This window comes from Apilactobacillus apisilvae (genome assembly GCF_023380225.1).
GTDB classification, from domain to species: Bacteria; Bacillota; Bacilli; order Lactobacillales; family Lactobacillaceae; genus Apilactobacillus; species Apilactobacillus apisilvae.
In genome coordinates this window covers 715,811-741,440 of record NZ_CP093362.1, presented here as the reverse complement: position 1 = coordinate 741,440, position 25,630 = coordinate 715,811, and the positions used below count along the sequence as shown (strand labels likewise).

Below are 25,630 nucleotides of genomic sequence, written 5' to 3'. Positions count from 1 at the left end.
ATAAGGAGTGAAAATAGTGGCTTTACTTGATGTTAAAGATATAAGTATGGGCTTTGCCGATAAAAAATTATATGACGAAGCTAGTTTTACTTTAAACAAGGGCGAACATATGGGAATTGTTGGTCAAAACGGGGTTGGTAAAAGTACTCTTATAAAGATTATTACTGGCGTTGAATTACCAGTTTCTGGCTCTGTTAAGTGGCAAAACAACGTTAGTGTTGGTTATTTAGACCAATATGCTGACATTCCTGAAAAAATGAATTTAATTGATTTTCTTCATACTGCTTATCAAGGCTTATATGACCAATCTAAGCATATGGCTAAATTGTATGAACAATATGCTGAAAATTTTGATGATAAATTATTAGAACAAGCGGGTCGAATTCAAGAAAACCTTGAGGCTAATAATTTTTATGATATCGAAACAGAAATTGAACGAGTTATTACTGGACTGGGATTGGATGATGTTAAACGTGATCAACAAATCTCTCATATGTCTGGTGGACAACGTTCTAAGATTATTTTAGCTAAATTAATTTTAGAAGATCCAGATGTTATTTTACTTGATGAACCAACTAACTATTTGGATACTGCTCATATTTCATGGCTAGAAGACTATCTAAATAATTTTGACGGTGCTGTTATGGTTATTTCTCATGATTATGAATTTTTAGAAAAAGTTACTAACTGTATCGTAAATATTGCCTTTGGTAAAATTACTAAATATCGTGGTGATTTTCAATCAGCAATGCGCCAACGTGATGAACGTGAAAAGGTTCAACAAAGAGAATATGATAAGCAACAGGTTGAAATTGAAAAGGCCAAAGCTTTCATTCGTAAAAATAAGGCTGGTTCTAGATCAACGATGGCGAAGTCACGTGAAAAAATGCTATCACATATGGAAGTTGTTGATCCACCTTCAACAAATATTCATGCTTCCTTTAACTTTCCATATGAAGATACAGGTTCACAAAATGCATTGGTTGTTGATGAACTATCAGTAGGATATGATAAGCCATTGTTAAAACCAGTTAGCTTTTCAGTTAATACTGATGAAAAAGTTGGCTTTGAAGGGTTTAATGGAGTTGGTAAATCAACACTAATTAAATCAATTTTAGGCCTACTAAAACCTAAGGGTGGTAAAGCTGATTTTTCACCATCGGCAAAAGTTAGTTACTTTAGTCAAGATTTGATTTGGTCCAATGATAAAGAAACCCCATTGCAAATTATTCAAAATAAATTTCCTAAGTTGGAACAAAAACCAATTAGAACTAAGTTAGCCAAGTGTGGTTTAGATGCTGCGAATGCAATGAAACCTATCGGGGAATTATCTGGTGGGGAACAAACTAAGGTTAAGTTAGCGATGCTAGAATTTACACCAAGTAATTTCTTAATCATGGATGAACCTACAAATCATCTTGATGATGAAACTAAGGAATCTTTAAAACAAGCAATCAATAACTTCCCTGGGAATGCGATTATTGTGTCTCATGAAACTAGTTTTTATAATGGCTTAGTAGACAAAGTCTTAAATGTTGAAAAACTAAGTTTACGTGATAAAGATGAAATTGAAAAAGCAAACGAACAAAGTAATTAGAAAAAAGCACTTTCGATAAAATTATTATTTTTTAAAATAATAATTTTCGGAGGTGCTTTTTTATGTACTATGTGTCGTATAATACGTGTATGAAGGTTATAATTTTATTGATTCAGTTAGGGGCAAGATTAATAAATGCTACTATAATAATCATAAAAATGATAAATACGATTATCTGTTATTTCTTTTGAAAAGAAAGGATGTATACGAAAGTAAATTAACGGCTATTGTGAGAATTATTGGTATTAAGTACTTTAATAAATTTGAAGAACCACTCTCTAAAGAATTATTACTAATTCTAAAAAAAGGCTGTCCACTATATACAAAGATTGAAATTCAAAAAGTACTTTCTGCTGGGACAAAACATACAGCAATTTTACTAATATCAGAACTAGGTAAAATTGGTAATAATCAATATCTGAAGGTTCCAATGAAAACAAGTAAAAAGAGTACATATCCGATTGCGCGTGATATTTGTGCAAGAATTCTTCAAAAAATGGATATCATTGCAGTTTCTGAAATATATATAAATATTCAACAAAATAATATGAATAATTCGCAAAAAAGTGAATCATTAGATGTTTTAGAATACTGTATTTTTCATAATTCATTATTAGGTACTTTGAATTTGTTGAAAGTAATTGTTAATGAAACTAAGTCAGAAAACATACTATGCAAATGGAAAGCAATACGAGCACTATCTGCGTTCAAAAATAATGATTTTGTTATATCTTACCTCGAATATCTATATACAAAAGAAGAATCCGAGGGAATTATTAATGAGATTAAAAGAAGTATAAGATTTGTTAAAATTAAATAAAATAGGAAGTGCTGTTAAATGTTAAAATTTTATCATGATTGGTTTAAATTTATGAAAAATGGTAAATTTAAGCAATATGAAAAAGAATATGATTATTATAAGAAAAACAATGAGAATACAATGTATAATTTAGGTAGCCCAGTAAATGATTATCAAAAGGGGTATCAAAAAGCTTTCTATGATAACAACACCAAACGATACTTAACTAGTAATAAAATTATGCTAAAATTATTTAAGTATAATCAAAGTAAACGATATAAAAAAAGTGATGAATATAATCGCGGATATGATGATTTTATTAAAGATACTGTAAAATAAAAATAATTCTCTTTTAGAATTTAAAAACTAAAAGAGGATTATTTTTTATTGAAAGTTTTTTGGTTCATCAGCATAATCATTCATAAAACTTTTGGCATCATTGTAAGATGGAAATTGACTAATGATGGTTATCTTTGAACGATGACGATTATTTGTCTTATTAGTTACTTTTTTAACTAGAAAATATTCTTTGATATCATCTAATGGTTTTAATTCATTGTTTTTTACGAAAATTTGTAAATTAATTTTTTTGTTTTCAAAATCAATTTCACGTTTAGCCAAATTAATATATGCTTTTGAATCTAAATGGCTTTCACGAGGATGTTTTTCTGAAATGATGTTATCTGTTTTACAGAAGTACATTAAGCACCAATAAATATTTGCAATTAATAATCCCAACGAAAAGACGTTTCTAAATAGGGTGGGCAAAAGTTGAGTTGCAATATTTGTTTGTTTAGTGACTTGCATAATAAAACTAAAATCGATAATACTTTGTAGATTGGTAGCAAGTAAACAAATAATAAATATAATTATCCAATAAAATTTATACACTTTAGAAACCTGATGTAAGAAATTATAGTGTAAGTTTTCAAAGTAATGAAAGTTCATGGATAATTTAGAAATAGATGTTAGAGCCAGCCAAATTAAAAATAATAGCAAGGGTACTTTGTAGTCAGTTAATAGATAAAAGACATTTAATAAAAATGTATTCATGGATGTTGATAAGAAACTAGGGACTCGGTAACCAAAAATTTCTAAAACCACTAATAGAATTGAAGCTTCACGAATTAGATTAATAAATTTTTCAGAACTATTACTGTTAGTTCGATTAATAACTAAATTATATAGATTTTGCATATTGCAGAACTCCTTAAATATATAATAATAGTTATACCACTAAAACTTTAAAATAAACATAAAATAAAAAGCCTGGCTATAATTAACAGCTAGGCTTAAATTTATTATTTGTTAAAAGTATCGTTTTCAACTTCACGTAGGAATGTTGCTAAATGATCATAATAAACGGGGGCATTATCAATCATATGATGATGTCCACCATTTGGAGTCGATACAAATTTAGCATTTGGAATCATTTTAGCCATTCTTTTACCAGTTTCTAATGGCATTGATTCGTGTTCACCAAAAGTTACTAATGTAGGAACATGGTTATCTTTTAAGTTCTTAGTATTATGCCACTCACCTAATTTACCAGTAATAACGAATTCATTATCACCTTGGAAAGCATTGTAAATATCAGTGTTTGATAAACCAATTAAGTGTTCTAATTTGGAAGGTTGTTTACGATCAATATAATCTTTGTTTAATTTATCAACATCTTTTTGATAACGTTCATTATCATAATCATTGTTAGCTTCGCATTTTTTCATGAAGGCTAATTCATCAGGTGAAAATTCTTTTTCACGAATTTGATCTAAATGAGTAGTGTAATCATCAATTTCATCAACCATTGATGAAATGATTGCACCTTTAAGGTGTTTACCATATTTTTGAGCGTATAGTTGAACTAATAATCCACCCCAAGATTGACCAATTAAATAAAAGTTATCTAAACCAAGCTTTTGTCTAACTTCTTCAACTTCATCTAAGAAATAGTCATAGGTTAATACTTTGTTAGAAACTTCTGGGTCAGAAAAATCAGGAGTATCTGAATACCATGATCCTAATTGATCATAGTAAGTAACGGAAACATCTAAGCCTTGTTTTTTAAGTTCATCAGCTGTATTTTCCCAATATTCGTGGGTACCACCAGGGCCACCATGAAGAGCAAGTAAATTGATTTTACCTTCACCTGAGGTATGCGTCCATAAATGATATCCGTTATCTAAAGTAATGATTTTAGTCTTTTGTTTCATGATAATCCCTCATTTCTTTTAATTAATATCCTAACACTATTGCTTACGAATAGGCAATTGAATGTTACTTTCGGCTAAGTTGATGGTGTATTTAATATCTTGGTTACCACGAACGGTATTTTCAAAATCAGTAGCGAAAATAACTAAGCCTAATTGATGACCAGCTAATAAGTGGTAGAAAGTAGGTTGTAATTCTAGTGACATATCATAATCTGCATTAGCTTCCATATCATCAACTTGGTAGCTATTACTACGATTTTGCATATTGATATGACCTTCTGCGATTTCCTTATAAGGAGTTTTTTGCATTTTCATTTTAAATTCACGTAATGAATCTTCACGCCATAGGTAGCCTTCATTAATTCGATGGCCTAATGGCTTAGGTGTTTCAGTTAAACGATAATCGTTTCCATAATCAACTAACATACAACTTATCATCCCAAAGTTTTGGGATGCTGAAGCATTTAATTGTATTTTTACTTTTCCATCGATAGTGAAGTCTTCTTTAGCAGGAGCTGTTTTAAAAATAATCCGGTTATCTTTTAACGGATTGTCTTCACGATCTAATACTAAATCGTTGCGCCACTTTTTATAATCAAGACAGTATTTTTGAAAGTCTTTAGAATCAACACTATCTTTGAATTGCTTTTTACCATGGTCGAAATCATCAATTAATTCATTATTCTGTGATGGGTGAAGTGTTTTAATACTGTCTGGATTTTCCCATTCGTTAAATGCATTCCAAGTTTGTTCCTTAGTATTGTCTTGAATAATAACATTTGGGATTAATTCTGGAGCATTATTATCAACATCTAGTAATTTGTAAGTTAACCACAAATTAATCATGTCAGTAAAATCAATTGATTGAAATGCATTGATATAAATATGTTTACCTTGATGTAAAATTAATTTTTTGTTGATGTTTAATGGCTTGATTGCCTGCCAAATCTGTTCCACATTTTTAGGTTTAACGTTGTCATCATTCAAACCGTGAATTAAGAACATATCAGCTTTGATATTTTTAGCATCTTTAAGGTAATTACGGGCATCCCAGAATTCGTTATAGTTTCCAGTATCACGTTCTTGACCTTCAGTTATTTTTGCTAATTGTTTTTGCCAAGCTTCTTCATTTTTATAAAATTCACTAGCATTTTGTTTCCTACTATAAGTTTCAGCAGCTAGGACATCAGCATCTTCACCCTGAAAACCACCAGGTGCTAATACCAAACCATTTTCACGATAGTAATCATACCAATTTGAAATAGCTGCTTCAGCGATACAAGTTTTTAATCCTTCAACACCAGTTGTAGCGGCAGCAATTTGTAGGGTTCCTAAATATGAACGACCCGACATTGCAACATTACCATTAGACCAGTAAGCTTCAATTTGGTTGTTATCTAACTTATTAGTGAAAGCAGTACGTTTACCTGTTAACCATTCAATAACAGCAGTTGCTGATAAAGTTTCATCATAATCACCAGTGGTTCTAAAACCATCTGATTCATAAGTACCGATTCCAGCAGAGTAAACGACAGCAAAACCACGTGCTAAGAAGTAATCATTTAATGTGTAAGATAATTCACGGTCTAAAGTTTGTTCAGCTTTTCTAGTTTTACCTTCAACGGTTCTTGGTTCAGGTAGCTTTTCTTTATTATTTTTTGCTTTGATATTTGAGTATGAATAATTATTGGGTTCTTTGTGTTGTAGACCAATATTGACATTGTGAGTTAAATCTTTGCCATCTTTATCATTAGTACCTTGATTGTAAGGACTATTGGTGAAAATGACAGGGACTTTATTTTTATTACTTTCTTTAGGTCTAATGATTTCAGTTTTTAGTAAATCTAATTTGCCGTCATTATCAGTATCTTGGTCTGCTTCAACGTAAACAACTTCACGAATTAAGTTATTAGTATCATATACGGGCATTGTTTTACCATTAAAAATTAATGGCTTACTAAAACTGTTTAAATTTTGTGCGAAGTAGCCTTTAGATGCTAGATCATCAACGAAAGTAGTTCCATATTTATTGTGTGTGTTTAATAGTAAATACCATGCACAGATGGTATCATATAGATTCATTTCATCATTTACATCAGCAACTGGAAGATTTAAGTCCTTCATTTTAGTAATGGGATTATCGATTAAAAAATCTTCTCCAACTTGGAAATGAAGTAATTGTAGTGCAATATTATAGAAGCCAATTTTAGAAAGTGGCGCATTTTTATCTAAAAATGATAACGCATTTTCTTCGAAACTAGCCATCATGCCTGCAATTTGTTGTCCTCTAATTGTTAAACTTTGACTGTCTAAAAAAGCTTTTAGTAAAAATGTTTTTAGTAACTCAGCTGGTTTTTTAATGTCATCAGTTGATTTATCTAAAAAATGAATATCAGTTAATTCTTTTTTAGCAATTTTTAAATTGTAGTCAGCAATTGCATATTGATGATTTTTCATGAAAGTCCTCCTAAAAATATATGTAATTTATATTATATCGTAAATTAGAAACAAATGAGGATTAAATCTTTATTAATCATTTAAAGCTTAAAATACATAATGCTATAATATAAGTAATTATTATATGGAGGGGATATTATGGTTACTGAAATTGATGGTGGAGCAATTGTTTATAAAATGGTTGATGGTAAACCGCAATATTTATTAGAAAAAAGTGCAACTAGTGACTTCTGGGGGTTTCCTAAAGGCCACGTTGAAGGTGATGAATCATTAGAACAAGCAGCAATCAGAGAAATTAAGGAAGAAACTAATATTGATGCAACAATTGACACTGATTTTAGTATTGATGCTGAGTATGATATGAAAAATGGCCACCATAAAGTGATTACTTTTTATACTTCACAAGTGGATGATCCCAAAATTACACTACAAAAAGAAGAAATTAGTGACTATGTTTGGCAAAGCTATGATGATTCCCGTAATACACTTACTTATGACAACCTAAAAGTAATTTTGGATAAAGCTAATCAATACATTGTAGGTAAGTGATTAAAATGATAAAAGAAAATAAATTAATTGTAATTACTGGAGCAACCGGTAGTGGCAAAACCACAATTAGAGATTATTTGGTTAATCATTATCATGTTGCCAAGGTAGTTACTCATACAACTAGAGCACCACGTAAAAATGAACAAGATAAAGTTGATTATTATTTTGAAAATGATGAAACATTTGCTAAAAATCATTTCTTGGAACATGTTCAATATGCTAAGGCTAAATATGGTTCTTCATATGAAGGCCTTGAGAAAGCTTGGCGAAACAATCATTGTGCAGTAATTGTATTGGATACTCAAGGAGCTATTACTTATCATGAAAAATTAGGCAATCAAGCGTTAATCTTTTTTATTGAGGTTAATGATCCAGTTATTTTAAAAAATCGCATGATTGAACGTGGCGATAGCGAAGATAAAATTAAGCAACGTTTATCTAGTCATGAATATGAACGCGACTTAAAAGTTCCCAAAGAATTGCAATCATCAGCATATGTGATCGAAAATAATGATTTAAAACATGCTGAAGCTACGATTGATGCTTTAGTGAATAAATTATGTTAAAAAATAACGATACCTATTTAATGGGTATCGTTATTTTTGATTAATTTTAATAAATCATTAAAGTAATTACTTTTGATGGCAACTAAATTGATTGGTCGAATGATGTCTAATCCTTTTACATGAATTTCTTTTAGTTTACCGGAATTAATTTCATCTTTAGCCAGTGATTTATACATAAAAGACACGCCTAAATCATCTTCTAGTAAATGATTAATAACTGTTGGTTCATTGATGTTAATGACTTTATTGAAATCATTTTCAGTAATGTTTAATGATTCTAACCAGTTGGCGAAAATGAAACGAGTTCCAGAGCCTACCTCACGTAGTAACAGGTTTTCCTTGAGTAATTGTTGAATCCTAACTTCTTTGTATTTGGTGATTGGATTGTGAACGCTAGTAACACAAATAAATTGCTCTTCTTTGATAACATGATAGCTATATTTATCTTTATCGAAATTACCTTCTAAAATTGCAAAATCCAAATCACCATGATCAATCATTTTTAATATTTTATCAGTGTTAGTTACAACACATTCAATATTTTTAAATTGATTTTCGATATTTGTAATGATAGCAGGGGTCATGAATAGAGCAACCGAGCGAGTAGAACCAAAAACTAAATTTCGTTGTTTGGGGTGATCTTTTAGTTCATGAATAAACTTGTCACTTTGAATATTAATATTATTTATGAATTCGGCTAACTTGATTCCATCTTCAGTAATGTTTAGATATGGTTGCTTATAACTAACTAATTGTAAATTTAAATCTTTTTCTAAACTTTTAATTTGTTGTGTAACTGCTGGTTGAGTGATGAATAATTGTTTTGCCGTTTTAGTATATGATTTGTTTTCTGACAAAATTTTAAAGGTAATATATCTTTGGTCTAACATTTTATTCTCCATAACTTATTTTTATATCGTTATTAATAATGATAATTTTATTTTATAATAACATTAATTTATACTTAATATATAAATTAATGAAGGGAAGATAGTAATGAGAATAATATTAACAACTAAGTTTTGGTTAGCTATTATTGTTACTTTTATTTGTACTCTTGCTGGAACTTATTTAGCAGGAATGCCATATTTAAATATTATCGGTTCACTCGTTTTAGCACTTATTTTTGGAATGTTGATCCAAGTTCAACCTAAGATTACTAAAAATTTAAAATCAGAAGCAGGGTTTATTTCTAATAAATTTTTGCGTTTAGGAATTATTTTATTAGGATTTAAGTTAAATCTTAATACCTTGATGTCTTCTGGGGTTAAAACAATTTTATTAGCCATCTTAGTAGTTTGTGGAACGATCTCAGGTACTTATTTATTAAACCGTAAATTGGGTGTAAATAAAGAACTTTCAATTTTAACAGCTAGTGGTACTGGAATTTGTGGAGCTGCCGCAGTTATGGGAATATCACCACAAATTAAAGTAAATGCTGATAAACAAGCTCAAAAAGAAGAAGATCAAGTGCTTGCAGTCGCAATTGTTGCCATTATGGGAACTGTATTTACTTTAATTGAAATTGCAATTAAACCATTGTTACATATGACACCTGACCAATTCGGTGTGATGGCTGGGGGATCCTTACATGAAATTGCTCATGCGGTTGCTACTGGTAGTTCTGATGGTCCAGTTGCTTTGAACATTGCGATTATCACTAAATTATCACGAGTATTAATGTTAGCACCTGCGGCTGTGATCATTGGTATTTGGTATCAAAAGACCACTGTTAATAGTGAAGCTAGTGGTAAACGTAAATTACCAATTCCATGGTTTATGGCTGGGTTTATTGCTACTAGTATTATTGGTAGCTATGTTCCGATGAGCGCCAGCTTACTATCAACATTAGTTAGCGCTGCTTATTTATTCTTAGGAATGGCAATGGCTGCTTTAGGAATGACAGTGAACTTTAAAGTATTACTTAGTCGTGGAGTTAAACCATTGGTTGCTTCATTTATTAGTTCAATTTTCTTACTTGTTTTTGTTGTTATTGTTAGTAAAATATTCTTCTAAAATAAAAATGCTGCTAATTATTAGCAGCATTTTTTTTAGTCTTCATTTGAAATTAAATATTCTTTTAAGCGATCCATTTGTTCGGATGATAATTCAGCTTTAATTTTAGTGCCTTCTGCTACATATTCAGTATTTATAACATTAGTATTGTCATTTAAATAACTAGTTACGTCACCTTTACTAAATGGAATTAGAAATTCAGCGGTAACATAATTTGAATAACTATTTTCTTTAATAACTTTAACTAATTCATCAATTGAATCTTCTTCATTAGCAGAAATTATTAAGTTATCGCCAACTCTTTCAGGGCGTCGTTCGTCTAAAATATCAGCTTTATTGAAAATAGTAATCATTGGAATATTTTCGACACCAATTTCTTTTAGCGTATCTTTTGTAGTTTTCATCATTAAGTCTTTATTTTTGTCAGATTCATCAACAACTTGAACTAGTAAATCAGCATTAGCTGCTTCTGATAAAGTTGAACGAAAGGCCTGAACTAATTGATGGGGTAACTTACTAACAAAACCAACTGTATCTGAAAGTAGCATGGTTTTATTATCCGGGAAGACTAATTTTCTAACACTAGTGTTTAAAGTTGCAAATAACATATTTTTAACCATTACTTGTTTTTCGTTATTTTCACCATATCGACCAACTAGTTTATTCATAATAGTTGATTTACCAGCATTAGTGTAGCCGACTAATGCAACTGTGGGGATGCTTTTGGAATCACGTTGCTTACGTTGTGTTTTATCAGATTTTTGAATGGATTTTAGTTCGTTGCGAATATGAGTCACATCACGTTCGATTGCACGACGATTTAATTCAATCTGTGATTCACCAGAACCACGGTTAGTAAATCCACCACCACCTTGTTGATCTAGTCTTTGACTAGCGCTGGTGTGTAATCTTGGTAGTTGATATTGTAGCTTAGCTAAGTTTACCTGTAATTTGGCTTCATGGGTTTGTGCACGTTCACCAAAGATTTCTAAAATTAAACCAGTCCGATCAATTACTTTTGTATTGGTCTTCTTTTCTAAATTTCTTAACTGACTAGGTGATAGTTCGTCATTGACGATGATCATATCAACATCATAATCAATGACATCAGTTGCTAATTCTTCAACTTTTCCTTTACCAAAATAAGTTGCCGAATCGGGATGATCTAATTTTTGAACTAAAGTTGTTAATACCTCAATATTATTAGCATTGGCTAGTGCGGTTAGTTCTTGCATTGAATAAGCAAACTCTTCATTATCTAAATTCAATCCGATTGTGATTGCAGTTGTTTGTATGTTGTCCACTCAATCATCCTCCTTAATTTGATACATTATAACATTTATGCATGTTAACATTAATTATTTTAATGAGAAAATGATTAGAAAAGGATTGAAAACAATTAATTCGAGCGTTACTTTATTAATTGTAGTCAATTTTAATTTTAGGGGATGTTATTTAATGAAAGTAAAATTATAGATTCAAAAATCAATAATGCCATTAAAATCGGGGTGATTGGATTAGCTTCTTCAATTCTTTTATCAGCATGTGGAAATAAAAACGCTGAAAATAATAAAACAATTAGTTGGCAAGAAAGTTCTAATATGATTACACTAGATTCTTCTAAAGTTAACGATACTATTAGTGCTGGAACAATGAATAATAGTAATGAGGGATTATTAGTCGGATCTTCTGATAATAAAGTAATTCCAGGAGTTGCTAAAAACTACCATGTTTCATCAGATGGTAAAATATATACATTTAATTTGAGGCATTCGAAATGGAGTAATGGTCAACCCGTTACAGCAAAGGACTTTGTTTACGGGTGGCAACGAACATTAAATCCAAAGACGGCTTCACAATACTCTTACATATTTAATAATGTTAAGAATGCATCACAAGTTAATACCGGTAAGGCACCACTTTCTTCATTAGGTATTAAGGCTAATGGTAAATACAAATTGACCATTAACTTGAATAAACCACAGTCTTATTTTAAATATTTACTTACAATGACGCCATTTGAACCACAAAATGAACAAACCGTTAAAAAATATGGTTCAGCATATGGAACTAATAGTAATAAAATGATCTACAATGGACCATTTAAAGTTACTGGTTGGACTGGTGTTAATGACAGTTGGAACCTAGTTAAAAATAATGAATATTGGAATGCAAAGAATATCAAATTGAACAAAATAAAGTTTGTTGTTGAAAAAGACGCTAATACTGGTTTAAATGAATATCAAACTGGTGATTTAGATAAGACAAGTTTAGTAGGAGCTCAACAGGTTAAGCAATTTGCAGGCACCAGAGATTATCATGCTAATAAAATTGGTGGCACTAGTTATATGGAAATGAATCATGCTAAGAATCCTATGCTTCGTAACATCAACATTAGAAAAGCTATTTCAATGTCTATTTCTCGTAATCAACTAGCTAACCATACTTTAGGTGATGGTTCCCTTCCCGCTAAAGGAATAGTCACTGACAATATTGGTAAACACAATGGTAAATCCTTTGCTGATGCATCTTATGTAAAATCTGGAGTGGAATATGATACCCATAAGGCTGTAAAGTATTGGGAAAAAGGAATGAGACAACTAGGTAAAAAGAATGCTAACTTTTCTCTAATTACTGATGATACTGCTAATGGCAAAAGTACTGCTGAGTTTATTCAAGAGGCAGTAGAAAAATTACCTGGAGCTTCAGTTTCAGTTCAAAGCATTCCTAAAAAATCAGAGATTGCTCGTTCTGAAAACGGTGATTTCGATTTCGCAATTGGCGGATGGTTTGCTGACTTCCCAGATCCTATTTCATTTATGTCTTTGTTTAAGACTGGAGCAGTTTATAACTTCGGTAAATTTAGTAATACTCAATATGACAAATTATTAGATAAAGCTGAAAGTGTAGACGCTAATAATGGTGACAAACGTTGGGATGATTTGGTACAAGCAGAAAAAATAATTATGAATCAACAAGGAATTGTTCCATTGACATATGTAGTTCAACCAATGGTTATTCAGCCTAAAGTAAAAAACTATGAACTATTGCCTACTGGTTCACCAATTAATTTTAGAAATACATTTGTGAATAAATAACATAAAAATGGTGTTCATAATGAGCATCATTTTTTCTTGTCATTAAATATCACATAAAAACTCTATTTTTGTTAAAAATTAGAATAAAATTACAAAAAGCATTGCTCTTAATTATATAGCAATGGTAGAATTTTATTAATGTATTCATAAAATTAATATTATGTTTCATGGATATTTTCACTTTGGAGGGAATTATATATGAGAATAAAGTCAGCTATAAGACTTGTGGCTGTTAGCATGACCTCGATTTTCTTACTTGCGGCATGTGGTAATAAAGAACAATCTAGTAGCAAATTAGTTCAATGGCAACAACCTACGAATTTGACGACTTTAGATGCATCAAAGGCGACCGATAATGTTTCCTTTGGTACTTTAAATAATAGTAATGAAGGACTTATGATGTCTGCCAAGAATAATACTGTTAAGCCGGGAGTTGCTGATAGTTATCAAGTTTCTCCAGATGGTAAAACTTATACATTTAATTTACGTCATTCTAAATGGAACAATGGGAAACCAGTAACTGCTAAAGATTTTGTTTATGGTTGGCAAAGAACTGTAAATCCTAAGACAGCTTCACAGTACTCATATTTATTTGATCATGTTAAAAATGCTTCACAAATTAGTGAAAATAAAGCTTCTGTTTCTTCATTAGGTGTCAAAGCAGATGGTGATTATAAATTAGTTGTTAGCTTAACTAAACCACAAACTTACTTTAAATACTTAGTAGCAATGGCACCATTTTATCCAGAAGATAAAATTACAGTTGAAAAGTATGGTCAATCATATGGAACAAACAGTGATGACATGCTTTACAATGGACCATTTAAAGTTACTGGTTGGAGTGGAACTAACGATAGTTGGCAATTAGTAAAAAATAATAATTATTGGAATGCTAAAAATATCAAATATGATGGCGTTAAATTTAACGTTCAAAAAGATTCCAACACTGCTTTAAATCAATATTCAACTGATGCGCTAGATTTAACTAATTTGGTTGGTAAACAACAAGTTGGTCAATTCAAGAACTCAAAAGAACTACATAGTGTAAATATGGCATCCACTTTCTATATTGAAATGAATGAGAAAAAAGATGCAATGTTTAAAAACTTAAATATTAGAAAAGCTATTTCAATGGCAATTGATCGTAAACAATTCACTCAAAATATATTAGGGGATGGATCTACACCTGCCCAAGGCTATGTTTCTCCAGGAATGCCTAACCACAATGGTAAAAGTTTTGTTGCTGCTGCTGGAACTAAGTCAGGCGTTTCTTATAATCTAAGCGAAGCCAAGAAGTTATGGGAAAAGGGATTAAAAGAAGTTGGCAAGAGCAATGTAAACATTAATTTATTATCTGATGATACCGATAGTGGTAAGTCAACTACAGAATATCTACAAACGGCATTGGAAAAATTACCTGGTTTAAACGTAGTATCACAAAATATTCCAGTTAAATCTAGAATTAGTAGAGCGTTGAGTGGACAGTTTGATATGGTGGTTAATTCATGGGTTGCTGACTTTCCAGATCCAATTTCATTTTTATCATTATTTACCAGTAGCGCATCTTACAACAATGGTAAATGGAGCAATGCCAAATATGACGCATTAATTCAAAATTCTGAAGGTAATGATGCTAATAATTCTAGCAAACGTTGGAATGATTTAATTAATGCCGAAAAAATATTAATGTACGACCAAGGGATTATTCCAATCTATAATCCGGTCAGACCAGTTGTAATTAAGCCTAGAGTAACTGGAACTCAATTTTTCCCAACTGGATCACCATATGATCTTAGAGATATTCATATAGATAATAACAAGCGTATGTAATGTTAGATGACATCGAAAGCGATTTTTATACGAAAATTAAAATAAAATGAGAAAATTAATTGCTTTTTATAATTAATTAATGTTAATATTTTAATAATCCTTTTAAAAGAAGTGTAATCTATTTCGCGAATGGATGTATGAATTGGGGGTAAAGGATATGAAATTAAAGTCTGTTGTTAAGTTAGGTGCCGTTGGTGCGGCATCTGCGATTCTATTAGCCGCTTGTGGTAATAATAGTGGTAAAGAATCAACTAGTAAGTTGGTTAATTGGCAACAATCTGCTAACTTAACTACTTTGGATGCATCAAAGGCAACTGATAATACTGCTTTTGGGACATTAAATAATAGTAATGAAGGTCTATTAATGTCAGGTGAAAACAATACTGTTAAGCCTGGTGTTGCTGAAAGTTACAATGTTTCTAAAGATGGTAAGACTTATACATTTAATTTGAGACATTCTAAATGGAGTAATGGTAAACCAGTTACTGCCAAAGACTTCGTTTATGGTTGGCAACGTACAGTTAATCCAAAGACTGCTTCTCAATATTCATACCTATTCGATCACGTTCAAAATGCGACCGAAATTGGTAAAAATAAAGCACCACTTTCTTCACTTGGTGTTAAAGCTGATGGTGATTATAAGTTAGTTGTAAATCTAACTAAACCACAAACATACTTCAAATACTTAGTTGCAATGGCTCCATTCTATCCACAAAATGAATCAATTGTTAACAAATATGGTAGTTCTTATGGAACTAACAGTAATAATATGATTTACAACGGTCCATTTAAAGTTACTGGTTGGACTGGTACTAATGATAGTTGGAAACTTGTTAAGAACAATGATTACTGGAACGCTAAAAACATTAAATTTGATGGTGTTAAATTCAACGTTCAAAAAGATCCAAATACTGCTTTGAACCAATATCAAACTGGTTCATTGGATGTCGATACACTTTCTGGTAAACAACAAGTTAATGAATTTAAGAATAGTAAAGAATTGAACAGTCAAAAAGCTGCTACTACTTTCTTTATTGAAATGAATGAAAAATCTAATCCAGCATTCAAGAATACTAATATTAGGAGAGCCATTTCCATGGCTATTGACCGTAATCAATTGACTCAAGATGTTTTAGGTGACGGATCAACTCCAGCTGTCGGATATGTTGCTCCTGGTATGTCAAAACGTAACGGTAAAGACTTTACTGAAGCTGCTGGAACTAAGACTGGTGTAAGTTACAACTTAGCAGAAGCTAAAAAGTTATGGGCTAAAGGTCTAAAAGAAACTGGTAAAAAGTCTTTAAACGTATCATTATTGTCTGACGATACTGCTGCTGGTAAGAGTACAACTGAATTCTTACAAACCGCATTACAAAAACTTCCTAATTTGAAAGTTACTTCTCAAAACATTCCATTCAAGTCAAGATTAAGTCGTTCACAAAATGGCCAATTTGACATGGTTATAACTGCTTGGGGTGCTGACTTCCCTGATCCAATTTCATTCTTGTCACTATTCACTTCTGGTGGTTCATACAACAATGGTGATTGGAGCAACAAGGAATACGATGCTTTAGTAAACAATGCTGAAAATGCTGATGCTAATAATGCAAGCAAACGTTGGGATGATTTAGTAAACGCTGAAAAGATTTTGATGTCGGATCAAGGAATTATTCCTATCTACCATCAAGTAGTTCCAAGAGTTATTAAACCAAGAGTTCACGGAATTCAATTCTTCCCAACAGGTTCACCATATAACCTTAGAGATATTACTTTATCAAATAAATAGTACACAAGTTATTTGAGATTTTATAATTAAATAGCTTATAATGGAGAAGAGTTAAATACTTACTAATTGTATGTAAATATTTAACTCTTTCCATACATATTGAACATTGTTTAGTATAAATTTTAAAAAGATTGTGGGGATTCATCTATGGTAAGATATCTGGCAAGACGAATATTTTATTTGATCTTGACATTATTTATTGTAACGACAGTTACATTCTTCCTTATGAAGATAATGCCAGGAACACCATTAACTAATGAAGCGAAGTTATCACCTTCAGAAAGAAATATTGTTTTACAGCAATATGGTTTGAATAAACCGGTTTGGCAACAATATATTAGTTATATTGTTAATGCTGTTCATGGTAATTTTGGAACTTCTTTCCAATTTAGTGATCAACCAGTTTCTTACCTAATTTCTAGCAGAATTGGACCATCATTATTACTAGGATTGCAAGCAATTATTCTTGGTGTCTTCGGTGGAATTGTTTTTGGTTCAATTGGAGCTATTAAAAAGGGAACATGGGTTGATACGACAACAACCATTATTTCAATTTTAGGAATTTCAATTCCTTCATTTGTTCTTTCAATTTTATTGCAATATTTCGTTGCATTAAAATGGGGAATGTTACCAATTGCTGGTTGGAGTGGATTTGCTTATACGATCTTACCAACGCTGGCGTTGGCCGCTTTGCCATTTGCTGAATCAGCTCGTTTCGTTAGAACTGAAATGGTTGATGTATTAAGTGACGATTACATTGAATTAGCTCGTGCTAAAGGGCTAAGTAAATTTGGAATTATCTACCATCATGCTTTAAGAAATAGTTTGATTCCATTGGTAACAATTGTTGGACCATTAGCCGTTAATATTATGACCGGTTCACTAGTTGTTGAAAATATTTTTGCTATTCCTGGTATCGGTGAACAATTCGTTAACTCAATTGTAACTAATGATTACCCAACCATTATGGGACTAACAATTTTGTATTGCTTCATGTTATGTGTTGTTTTATTAATTACAGATATTGTTTACGGATTAATCGATCCAAGAATCAGAATTACAGGAAAGAAGGGTTAATCATATGGCAGATAAAGCAAAAGAATTACCAAAAGATGCTTTTGAACCACTATCAGATGGTTCACATCTAGATAATGAAAAAATTGCCGCTCCGTCATTAACTTTCTTACGAGATTCTTGGCGTCGACTAAAGAAAAACAAAGCTGCAATGGTTTCATTAGTTATTTTGATTATATTGTTTGTTGTTGCATTTGGTTCTGCTTTAGTACCTTCAATGAGCAATATTACTACTAATCCAAACTTAAATAACTTACCACCAAGAATTCCAGGAATTGATATTCCTGGTTTTAACGGAACTTTAGTTCAAGGTGGTCAAAGAGTGAATGCTTATACTGGTGCTGCTGCTAACCATTACTTTTGGTTAGGTAGTGATTACTTAGGTCGTGATTTATTGGCTAGAACCCTTTACGGAACTAGAATTTCACTAATCATTGCCGTTGTCGCAACATTCTTTGATTTAACAATTGGAGTTGCCTACGGAATTATTTCCGGTTGGAAAGGTGGCAAGATTGATACATTCATGCAACGTGTAATTGAAATCATGCTATCAATTCCTAACTTAATTGTTATGGTTTTACTACTATTAATCTTAAAACCAGGGATTCCTGCAATTATTATTGCAATTGCATTTACTAGTTGGATTAATATGGCGCGTTTAGTTCGTGCTCAAACTCTTGAATTAAAGAATCAAGAATTCGTATTGGCAGCTAGATCTTTAGGTGAAAGTCCATGGAAGATTTCATTTAAACATCTACTACCTAACTTAACTAGTGTTATTATCATCAACACTATGTTTACAATTCCTAATGCTATCTTCTTCGAAGCATTCCTATCATTTATCGGAATTGGAGTTCCAGCTCCAGCTGCTTCATTAGGTACTTTAATTAGTAACGGTCAAAAATCATTCCAATTCTTACCTTACCAAATGTGGGTTCCTGCAGTTGTTCTATCATTATTAATGATTGCATTTAACATTTTAGGTGATGGATTACGTGATGCATTTGATCCAAAATCAAGAGAGTAGGTGACTAAGAATGGAAAACAAAGACGATATCTTAGAAGTTAGAAATTTAAAAATTAATTTCAAAACTTATGCAGGTACAGTTCAAGCCATTCGTGATATTAGTTTTGATTTGAAGAAAGGTGAAACCCTAGCAATTGTGGGTGAATCTGGTTCTGGTAAATCAGTTACTACTCGAAGCATTATGGGATTGAATGCACCTAACGCTGAAATTGCTGGCGGTAGCATTAAGTTTAAAGATGAAGAAATTTTAGACAAAAATGAAAAACAATTAAGTAAAATTCGTGGTAAAAGTATTGCTGAAATTTTCCAAGATCCAATGACTTCATTGGATCCAACCATGAAAGTTGGAAAACAAATTGCTGAACCATTGCGTGTTCATCAAGGAATGAGCAAAGATAAAGCCATGAAAAAAGCTTTAGAAATGATGAAATTAGTGGGTATAACACATGCGAAAGAACGTATTAATGATTATCCATACCAATTCTCAGGTGGGATGCGTCAAAGAATTGTGATTGCAATTGCTTTGGTTAACTATCCTCAAGTTCTAATTGCTGATGAACCAACAACAGCTTTGGATGTTACAATTCAATCCAAAATTCTTAATTTGATGAAAGAATTACAAACTAAGATTAATACTTCAATTATCTTTATCACCCATGATTTAGGAGTTGTTGCTGGTATGGCTGACCGTGTAGCGGTTATGTATGCTGGTAAGATTGTTGAATATGGAAAAGTTGATGAAATTTTCTACAATGCTAAACATCCATATACATGGGGACTATTAGGTTCAATGCCTACCCTTGATACTGATGCTGAAGTATTACCATCAATTCCAGGAACACCTCCTGATTTGTTGGAACCTCCAGTTGGTGACGCTTTCGCTGCTAGAAATAAGTATGCATTAAAAGCTGATACAATACAGCAACCACCATTTTTTAAAGTTTCAAATACTCATTATGCTGCAACTTGGTTGTTAGATGAAAGAGCACCTAAGGTGACTCCACCAGCTGACATTACCAAGCGTCAAGAATACTTTAAAAAAACACGTAATAAATAATATTTAGGTGGTGGAATTATGTTAGACAAAAATGCTCCTAAGATTTTAGAAGTAGAAGGCTTAAAACAATACTTCAACGTTGGGAAAGCAGATGAAGTTAAAGCGGTAGATGATATTTCATTTACTGTTTATAAGGGTGAAACATTTGGTTTAGTAGGTGAATCCGGTTCTGGTAAAACCACAACTGGTCGTGCTATTAGTCATTTATATGAACCTACTGCTGGTAAAATTGTTTTTGATGGTGAAGATGTTTCTAAATTAAAACACAAACAACAAAAACAACAATTCAGAAGTAATATTCAAACAATTTTCCAAGATCCATATGCTTCTTTAAATCCTCGAATGAAGGTTAAGGACATTATCGCTGAAGGAATTGATATTAATCATTTGGCTAAGGATAATGAAGATCGTAATCATCAAGTTGAAGATTTACTTGAAACTGTTGGTTTAAATAAAGAACATGCTAACCGTTATCCACATGAATTTTCTGGTGGTCAAAGACAACGTATCGGAATTGCACGTGCTTTAGCGGTTAAGCCAAAATTTATTATCGCTGATGAACCTATTTCTGCTTTGGATGTTTCTATTCAAGCTCAAGTAGTTAATTTGTTAAAAGACTTACAAAAGAAACGTAAGTTAACATACTTATTTATTGCCCATGACTTGTCCATGGTGAAATACATTAGTGATCGAATTGGTGTTATGCATTATGGTCGAATGTTAGAAATTGCTGATGCCGATGAATTATACAAAAATCCATTGCATGATTATACAAGAAGTTTATTATCAGCGGTTCCAGTTCCTGATCCAGATTACGAACGCAGTCGTGAGATTGTCGATTATGATCCTAGTCAAGAAGACGATGATAAAGAACGTAAGTTAGTTGAAATTGCACCTAACCATTATGTTCGTGCTGCCGATGATGAAATTGCTATGTATAAAGAACGTTTAAAAGACAGTGATAAATAAAATAAAGCCGCTGGAACATTAAATTTCAGTGGCTTTTTTGCTACAATACTAATAGATTATATTTAGGAGTTTTTTATTTTAATGAGTTATAAAGAAGATGAAGAATTTAAAGAACGCCGCCATGCGATGATTGGACATAAAGTATCGTGGATATGTGTTTATATCGTGATGCTTGTTTTATCATCTAATATTTTGTCATATGTTCTTGACATATTTTTTTATTTTATTAATTTTCCTTACATTAATATTTTACAAGGAGGACTAGAACTTTTTATTTTCTTTTTTCAATTCTATTCCGCCTGGTGGATTACCCATTATTTCTTAGGAAAATATAGCTGGGGATAAAAAAGAGCCGTTATCTTAATGATAACGACTCTTTTAATTTACTTAATTATACATTTTCATCTTTACGGTTATAATATTCAACTTTAATGTTAGTGCCATCTGGTTCTGCAGTTAATTTTGAAACACTACCATTTAAAATGGATTCTGAAACATCAATACTGCTGTCAGCAAATTGAGAAATTGCCCATCTGATAATAGTACCATGTGCAGCAATTAATACATTTTCACCATCTTTAGCATTTTGAATGGCTTTTTTAAGTCCAGGCATAAAGCGAGCGCGAATGTCATCGTCAGTTTCAGCATCGCCATATGGATCAGCTTCTGCGATTAAATCAGCAGTACCACCCATACCTAACTTATCAATCATTTCGCCATAGCTTCCCATACCTTTAGGGCCACCAATTTGGTGCCAAGCTTGTTCGCTATCGTTTCCTTCAAAGTAACCAAAGTTTTCTTCACGGAAAGCAGTATCCATAGTTGGTTCTTTAATGTCTGAAGGGTTTTGTTGCAAAATATATTTACCAGTATCATATGCACGTGGCATATCACTTGAGTAGGCGTGATCAAACTTAATTCCACTTAGTCTTTTTCCAGCATCAACAGCATCAGCTACACCCTTAACGGTTAAAGGTGCATTTGATAAACCTTGAATACGGAAATATTTGTTTAAATAAGTTTGTCCATGACGTACTAGATAAATATTAATCATAAAAAAACCTCCTTGTTTTTAAAAACACATACTTTATAAATTCATTTTATCATATAAAATCACTAGGTTAAAAAGATGTCACTCAATTTAAACGCTTTGAATTGTAAAAAAAATGTGCTAGAATTATTAATCAACTTTTTGAATGGGGGAAATGTCTAAATGACTGACTCAATTAGAGAATATGAAACCAAACATTTAAAAAATGTTTTGGGCAAAATCGGTGTAGCCAAGACAGAAGCTGCACAAAAAATTAACCGTGCTGAAAAAGATGAAAGTGCAATTAACAAAAATTTTTACAATGATGTCCGTTTAAAAACTAATACTTATAGTGGAATGATGGAAACATCAGTTTCAATTCGTCAACAGCAACAAATGCTAGAAGAACGTGAAAATAGCTGGAAACACGCAACTAAAGAATATGATAAATTAAATAAAATGCAAGCACGTCCATACTTTGCACGTCTGGACTTTGAAGAAGCAGGCGAAGGTCAACCTGAAACAATCTATATTGGTCTAGGTTCTTTTGCCGATACACCTGATCATTATTTAATCTATGATTGGCGTGCACCAATTTCTAGTATTTATTATGATAGTAAAATTGGTAAATTAACTTACAATACTCCAATGGGAACACAAACAGTTAATGTAACTTTAAAACGTCAATTTCAAATTAAAGATGGTGAAATTGATACCATCTTTGATACTGATCAAGTCGTTGGCGATCAAATGTTGTTAGATAACTTAAATGGTAAATCTAGCACTAAGATGAAGAGTATTGTTACCACCATTCAATCTGAACAAAATAAGATTATCCGTGATACTGATTCAGACTTATTATTTGTGCAAGGTGCTGCTGGTTCTGGTAAAACAGCTGCTGTTTTACAAAGAATTGCGTTCTTACTATATCAATACCGTGGGAAATTACATTCTGGGCAAGTAATCTTGTTCTCACCTAACCAATTATTTAATGATTATGTTAATCAAGTTTTGCCTGAATTGGGTGAACAAAACATGGTTCAAATGACTTATTACCAATACAGTAGTTTACGAGTACCACATATGAATGTTGAAACTTTGTCAGAACGTTTTGAAGAGGATAACTCCGAAGATGGTCAAATTCGCAAAATTAATAATCTTAAAAATAGTTTAGATTATTTCAAGGCGGCGACCGCATATGCTAACCATTTGAATACTGAAGATATGAAGTTTAAAAACTTGAAGTTCAATGATGAAATTTTTATTTCAAAAGAAAAAATTGCTGAAATATACTATAGCTTCAATGAAAACTACAATTTAAGAAATCGTTTATCTGCAACAAAAGAACGTTTGATTAAAATTTTAAATCGTCGTGTTAAAGCAGAAATGAAGAAACCATGGGTTGAAGAAGCAGTTCAAGATTTGGGCCGTGAACAAATTGAAGCAGTGCAAAGAACCCATCCGGATGAATTTGAAAACGCAGATAAAGAATTTAATTTCTTAGCTAAACACATTGTAATTGGTGCTTTTAAGAAAGTTCGTAAACAAATTGTGCATGCTCGTTTCTTAAGAATTAATAATCAATTCGTTCACATGTTAAGAAATATTCCTAATCTAGTTAATTTAGAAGAATATGATTTAACGAAAGACGCCTGGGAAGCTAGTGTTGATAAATCAATTGCACAAATGAAATCCGGGAACATCTCAATTTCTGATGTGTCAGCTTATCTATATTTATTCGATAAAGTATCTGGTAAACGTGCAAAAACTGATATTAGATATTTATTCATTGATGAAGTGCAAGATTACACGGCTTTCCAAATGGCATTCTTAAAATTCACTTTCCCTCGTGCTCGTTTTACTTTACTAGGAGATTTGAATCAAGCAATCTTTACCCATGAAAATAGTCACAAATTATTGGAAGAACTGGGCACAATGTTTGATCCAGAAAAGACCAATGTAGTTCAGTTAACTAAGTCATACCGTTCAACTGAACAAATTACTGATTTTACCAAGTATTTATTGGGCGATGGTGTTGAAATTGAATCATTTGCGCGTGAAGGCGATAAACCAATGATTAATTTTGTCGATAATCATAGTGAAGCATTACAACAATTAAATGATAAAATTAATGCCGATCAGCAAAAACATGATACGACAGCGATAATTGTTAAAACTTTAGGTGATGCTGAATCATTATCCGAACAATTAGACCAAATGGACGCAAAAAATACGCTTATTAGAACTGAAAATCAACGTTTGGCTACTGGTACCCTCATTATTCCTTCATACCTTGCCAAAGGGCTAGAATTTGATTCTGTAGTGATGTGGGATGCTACTGCTGAACAATATGGTGATGAAGCAGACCGTCAATTAGTTTATACAATTTGTACAAGAGCAATGCATGAATTAACCATCATTGCTGAAAAGACATTGTCACCAATTTTCGATAGTGTGCCTGCACAATTTTATGATTTACAATAATTAATATTAGTAACAAGCAAAAAGAGCCTAACTAAGCAAGTTAGGCTCTTTTTAATACATCTAAATATAGAAATGTTATGATTAAAAACAATTATTTATTTTATTGGAGGGATTGCCTTGGCAAATCCAATTAACTATTACACATTTAAAAAAGATGAATGGAAAAACTTTTATCATACTAAATCAGTGCCATTAACTAAAGAAAGTTTAAAACAAATTAAAGCTTTTAATGACCAAATTTCATTACAAGATGTTAAAGATGTTTATATTCCAATTGTTCATTTATTAGATTTATGTACGCAAAATTTTAATGAATGGCAAAAAACTAAAACCCAATTTTTAGACAAAGAAAATCGTAAAGTACCATTTATTATCGGAATTTCTGGAAGTGTAGCGGTTGGTAAATCAACGACTGCTCGTTTATTGGAAGTTTTACTAAGTCACTTTTTCCCTGAAAAGAAAGTACAATTAATTACGACCGATGGATTTTTGTATAATACTAAAGAATTAGAACGTCGTGGGATTATGCAACAAAAGGGCTTTCCAGAAAGCTATGACATGAAGGCCTTAATTAACTTTTTAAATGAAGTTAAATCTGGTCAACATAATGTGAAAGCACCAGTTTATTCACATGAAGTCTACGATATTATTCCTAATCGTTATGATATTATTGACCGTCCTGACATTCTAATTATTGAAGGAATTAATACGCTTCAATTACCAAGTAATCAACAAATTTATGTAAGTGATTTTACTGACTTCTCCATTTATATTGATGCAGCTGATGATTTAATTGAAAAATGGTATCTAGATCGTTTTAAAAAATTAATGGATACCGCCTTTCAAAATCCTTCTAACCATTATTATGAATTAGCACATTCCAATCGTGATAAAGCAGTGCAAATGGCGAAAGATGTCTGGCAATCAATTAATTTACCAAACTTGAAGGAAAATATTAAACCTACTAGAACCAGAGCAGATTTAATTATTCATAAAGGTGAAGAACACCGGATTGACAATATTTTGTTAAGAAAATATTAGCTAATAAAATTTGACACATTCCTATCTTCTCGGTATG

Annotated in this window: 22 protein-coding genes; 16 read left to right on the top strand and 6 right to left on the bottom strand. The window is 31.7% G+C overall.

Going from position 1 to position 25,630, the window contains the following annotated elements; all coding sequences use genetic code 11:
- The first annotated feature begins 46 nt into the window (after nucleotides 1–46).
- The 3 genes from MOO46_RS03860 to MOO46_RS03850 all read left to right on the top strand — a co-directional run bounded on the left by MOO46_RS03860 (nucleotide 47) and on the right by MOO46_RS03850 (nucleotide 2,735).
- A complete protein-coding gene (locus MOO46_RS03860; RefSeq protein WP_396121418.1) occupies nucleotides 47–1,597 on the top strand; it encodes an ABC-F family ATP-binding cassette domain-containing protein in 1,551 nt (516 codons plus the stop codon).
- Between the two features lie 85 nt (nucleotides 1,598–1,682).
- Nucleotides 1,683–2,417 (top strand): hypothetical protein, encoded by a 735-nt coding sequence (locus tag MOO46_RS03855; protein WP_249510384.1) that lies wholly within the window; start codon nucleotides 1,683–1,685, stop codon nucleotides 2,415–2,417.
- A gap of 18 nt (nucleotides 2,418–2,435) precedes the next feature.
- A complete protein-coding gene (locus tag MOO46_RS03850; protein ID WP_249510383.1) occupies nucleotides 2,436–2,735 on the top strand; it encodes a hypothetical protein in 300 nt (99 codons plus the stop codon).
- A 45-nt stretch (nucleotides 2,736–2,780) separates the two neighbouring features.
- Here MOO46_RS03850 and MOO46_RS03845 read toward each other — a convergent pair whose 3' ends face one another.
- From MOO46_RS03845 to MOO46_RS03835, 3 genes are all read right to left on the bottom strand, one after another.
- Nucleotides 2,781–3,593 (bottom strand): hypothetical protein, encoded by an 813-nt coding sequence (locus tag MOO46_RS03845; RefSeq protein ID WP_249510382.1) that lies wholly within the window; start codon nucleotides 3,591–3,593, stop codon nucleotides 2,781–2,783.
- A 104-nt stretch (nucleotides 3,594–3,697) separates the two neighbouring features.
- Nucleotides 3,698–4,609: a proline iminopeptidase-family hydrolase gene (locus tag MOO46_RS03840; protein WP_249510381.1), complete on the bottom strand. Its 912-nt coding sequence runs from the start codon at nucleotides 4,607–4,609 to the stop codon at nucleotides 3,698–3,700.
- A gap of 36 nt (nucleotides 4,610–4,645) precedes the next feature.
- Nucleotides 4,646–7,066, bottom strand: a complete 2,421-nt coding sequence (locus tag MOO46_RS03835; protein ID WP_249511654.1) for a Xaa-Pro dipeptidyl-peptidase — start codon at nucleotides 7,064–7,066, stop codon at nucleotides 4,646–4,648.
- A gap of 138 nt (nucleotides 7,067–7,204) precedes the next feature.
- On the opposite strand from MOO46_RS03835, the gene MOO46_RS03830 reads away from it, so the two are divergent.
- On the top strand, nucleotides 7,205–7,615 hold the full coding sequence (locus MOO46_RS03830) for a bis(5'-nucleosyl)-tetraphosphatase (protein WP_249511653.1): 411 nt from the start codon (nucleotides 7,205–7,207) through the stop codon (nucleotides 7,613–7,615).
- A 5-nt stretch (nucleotides 7,616–7,620) separates the two neighbouring features.
- Nucleotides 7,621–8,181: a guanylate kinase gene (locus tag MOO46_RS03825; RefSeq protein WP_249511652.1), complete on the top strand. Its 561-nt coding sequence runs from the start codon at nucleotides 7,621–7,623 to the stop codon at nucleotides 8,179–8,181.
- Nucleotides 8,182–8,198: 17 nt separating this feature from the next.
- Here MOO46_RS03825 and MOO46_RS03820 read toward each other — a convergent pair whose 3' ends face one another.
- Nucleotides 8,199–9,071, bottom strand: coding sequence for a LysR substrate-binding domain-containing protein (locus tag MOO46_RS03820; RefSeq protein ID WP_249511651.1), 873 nt, complete (start codon nucleotides 9,069–9,071; stop codon nucleotides 8,199–8,201).
- 106 nt (nucleotides 9,072–9,177) lie between these two features.
- On the opposite strand from MOO46_RS03820, the gene MOO46_RS03815 reads away from it, so the two are divergent.
- Nucleotides 9,178–10,197 (top strand): YeiH family protein, encoded by a 1,020-nt coding sequence (locus MOO46_RS03815; RefSeq protein WP_249511650.1) that lies wholly within the window; start codon nucleotides 9,178–9,180, stop codon nucleotides 10,195–10,197.
- A 35-nt stretch (nucleotides 10,198–10,232) separates the two neighbouring features.
- Here MOO46_RS03815 and hflX read toward each other — a convergent pair whose 3' ends face one another.
- Nucleotides 10,233–11,501 carry a GTPase HflX gene (gene hflX / locus MOO46_RS03810; RefSeq protein WP_249511649.1) on the bottom strand — a complete coding sequence of 423 codons (1,269 nt, stop codon included), beginning with the start codon at nucleotides 11,499–11,501 and terminating at the stop codon, nucleotides 10,233–10,235.
- A 144-nt stretch (nucleotides 11,502–11,645) separates the two neighbouring features.
- On the opposite strand from hflX, the gene MOO46_RS03805 reads away from it, so the two are divergent.
- The 8 genes from MOO46_RS03805 to MOO46_RS03770 all read left to right on the top strand — a co-directional run bounded on the left by MOO46_RS03805 (nucleotide 11,646) and on the right by MOO46_RS03770 (nucleotide 21,383).
- A complete protein-coding gene (locus MOO46_RS03805; RefSeq protein ID WP_249511648.1) occupies nucleotides 11,646–13,295 on the top strand; it encodes a peptide ABC transporter substrate-binding protein in 1,650 nt (549 codons plus the stop codon).
- A 198-nt stretch (nucleotides 13,296–13,493) separates the two neighbouring features.
- Entirely contained in the window at nucleotides 13,494–15,125 is a 1,632-nt protein-coding gene (locus MOO46_RS03800) for a peptide ABC transporter substrate-binding protein (RefSeq protein ID WP_249511647.1), read from the top strand.
- A 157-nt stretch (nucleotides 15,126–15,282) separates the two neighbouring features.
- The gene (locus MOO46_RS03795; RefSeq protein ID WP_249511646.1) at nucleotides 15,283–16,911 is read left to right on the top strand and encodes a peptide ABC transporter substrate-binding protein; all 1,629 of its coding nucleotides are present in this window, start codon (nucleotides 15,283–15,285) and stop codon (nucleotides 16,909–16,911) included.
- A gap of 147 nt (nucleotides 16,912–17,058) precedes the next feature.
- The gene (gene opp3b / locus MOO46_RS03790) at nucleotides 17,059–17,988 is read left to right on the top strand and encodes an oligopeptide ABC transporter permease (protein ID WP_249511645.1); all 930 of its coding nucleotides are present in this window, start codon (nucleotides 17,059–17,061) and stop codon (nucleotides 17,986–17,988) included.
- A gap of 4 nt (nucleotides 17,989–17,992) precedes the next feature.
- Nucleotides 17,993–19,012, top strand: a complete 1,020-nt coding sequence (locus tag MOO46_RS03785) for an ABC transporter permease (RefSeq protein WP_249511644.1) — start codon at nucleotides 17,993–17,995, stop codon at nucleotides 19,010–19,012.
- A gap of 10 nt (nucleotides 19,013–19,022) precedes the next feature.
- On the top strand, nucleotides 19,023–20,069 hold the full coding sequence (locus MOO46_RS03780; RefSeq protein WP_249511643.1) for an ABC transporter ATP-binding protein: 1,047 nt from the start codon (nucleotides 19,023–19,025) through the stop codon (nucleotides 20,067–20,069).
- 18 nt (nucleotides 20,070–20,087) lie between these two features.
- Nucleotides 20,088–21,038 (top strand): ABC transporter ATP-binding protein, encoded by a 951-nt coding sequence (locus MOO46_RS03775; RefSeq protein WP_249511642.1) that lies wholly within the window; start codon nucleotides 20,088–20,090, stop codon nucleotides 21,036–21,038.
- 81 nt (nucleotides 21,039–21,119) lie between these two features.
- Entirely contained in the window at nucleotides 21,120–21,383 is a 264-nt protein-coding gene (locus tag MOO46_RS03770; RefSeq protein WP_249511641.1) for a hypothetical protein, read from the top strand.
- A gap of 46 nt (nucleotides 21,384–21,429) precedes the next feature.
- Here the strand turns inward: MOO46_RS03770 and MOO46_RS03765 are convergent, their stop codons facing one another.
- The gene (locus MOO46_RS03765) at nucleotides 21,430–22,092 is read right to left on the bottom strand and encodes a histidine phosphatase family protein (protein WP_249511640.1); all 663 of its coding nucleotides are present in this window, start codon (nucleotides 22,090–22,092) and stop codon (nucleotides 21,430–21,432) included.
- Between the two features lie 159 nt (nucleotides 22,093–22,251).
- Between MOO46_RS03765 and helD the strand changes: the two genes are divergently transcribed.
- Nucleotides 22,252–24,552 (top strand): RNA polymerase recycling motor HelD, encoded by a 2,301-nt coding sequence (gene helD, locus MOO46_RS03760; protein WP_249511639.1) that lies wholly within the window; start codon nucleotides 22,252–22,254, stop codon nucleotides 24,550–24,552.
- 117 nt (nucleotides 24,553–24,669) lie between these two features.
- Nucleotides 24,670–25,593, top strand: coding sequence for a type I pantothenate kinase (coaA, locus tag MOO46_RS03755; RefSeq protein WP_249511638.1), 924 nt, complete (start codon nucleotides 24,670–24,672; stop codon nucleotides 25,591–25,593).
- Nucleotides 25,594–25,630: the final 37 nt, after the last annotated feature.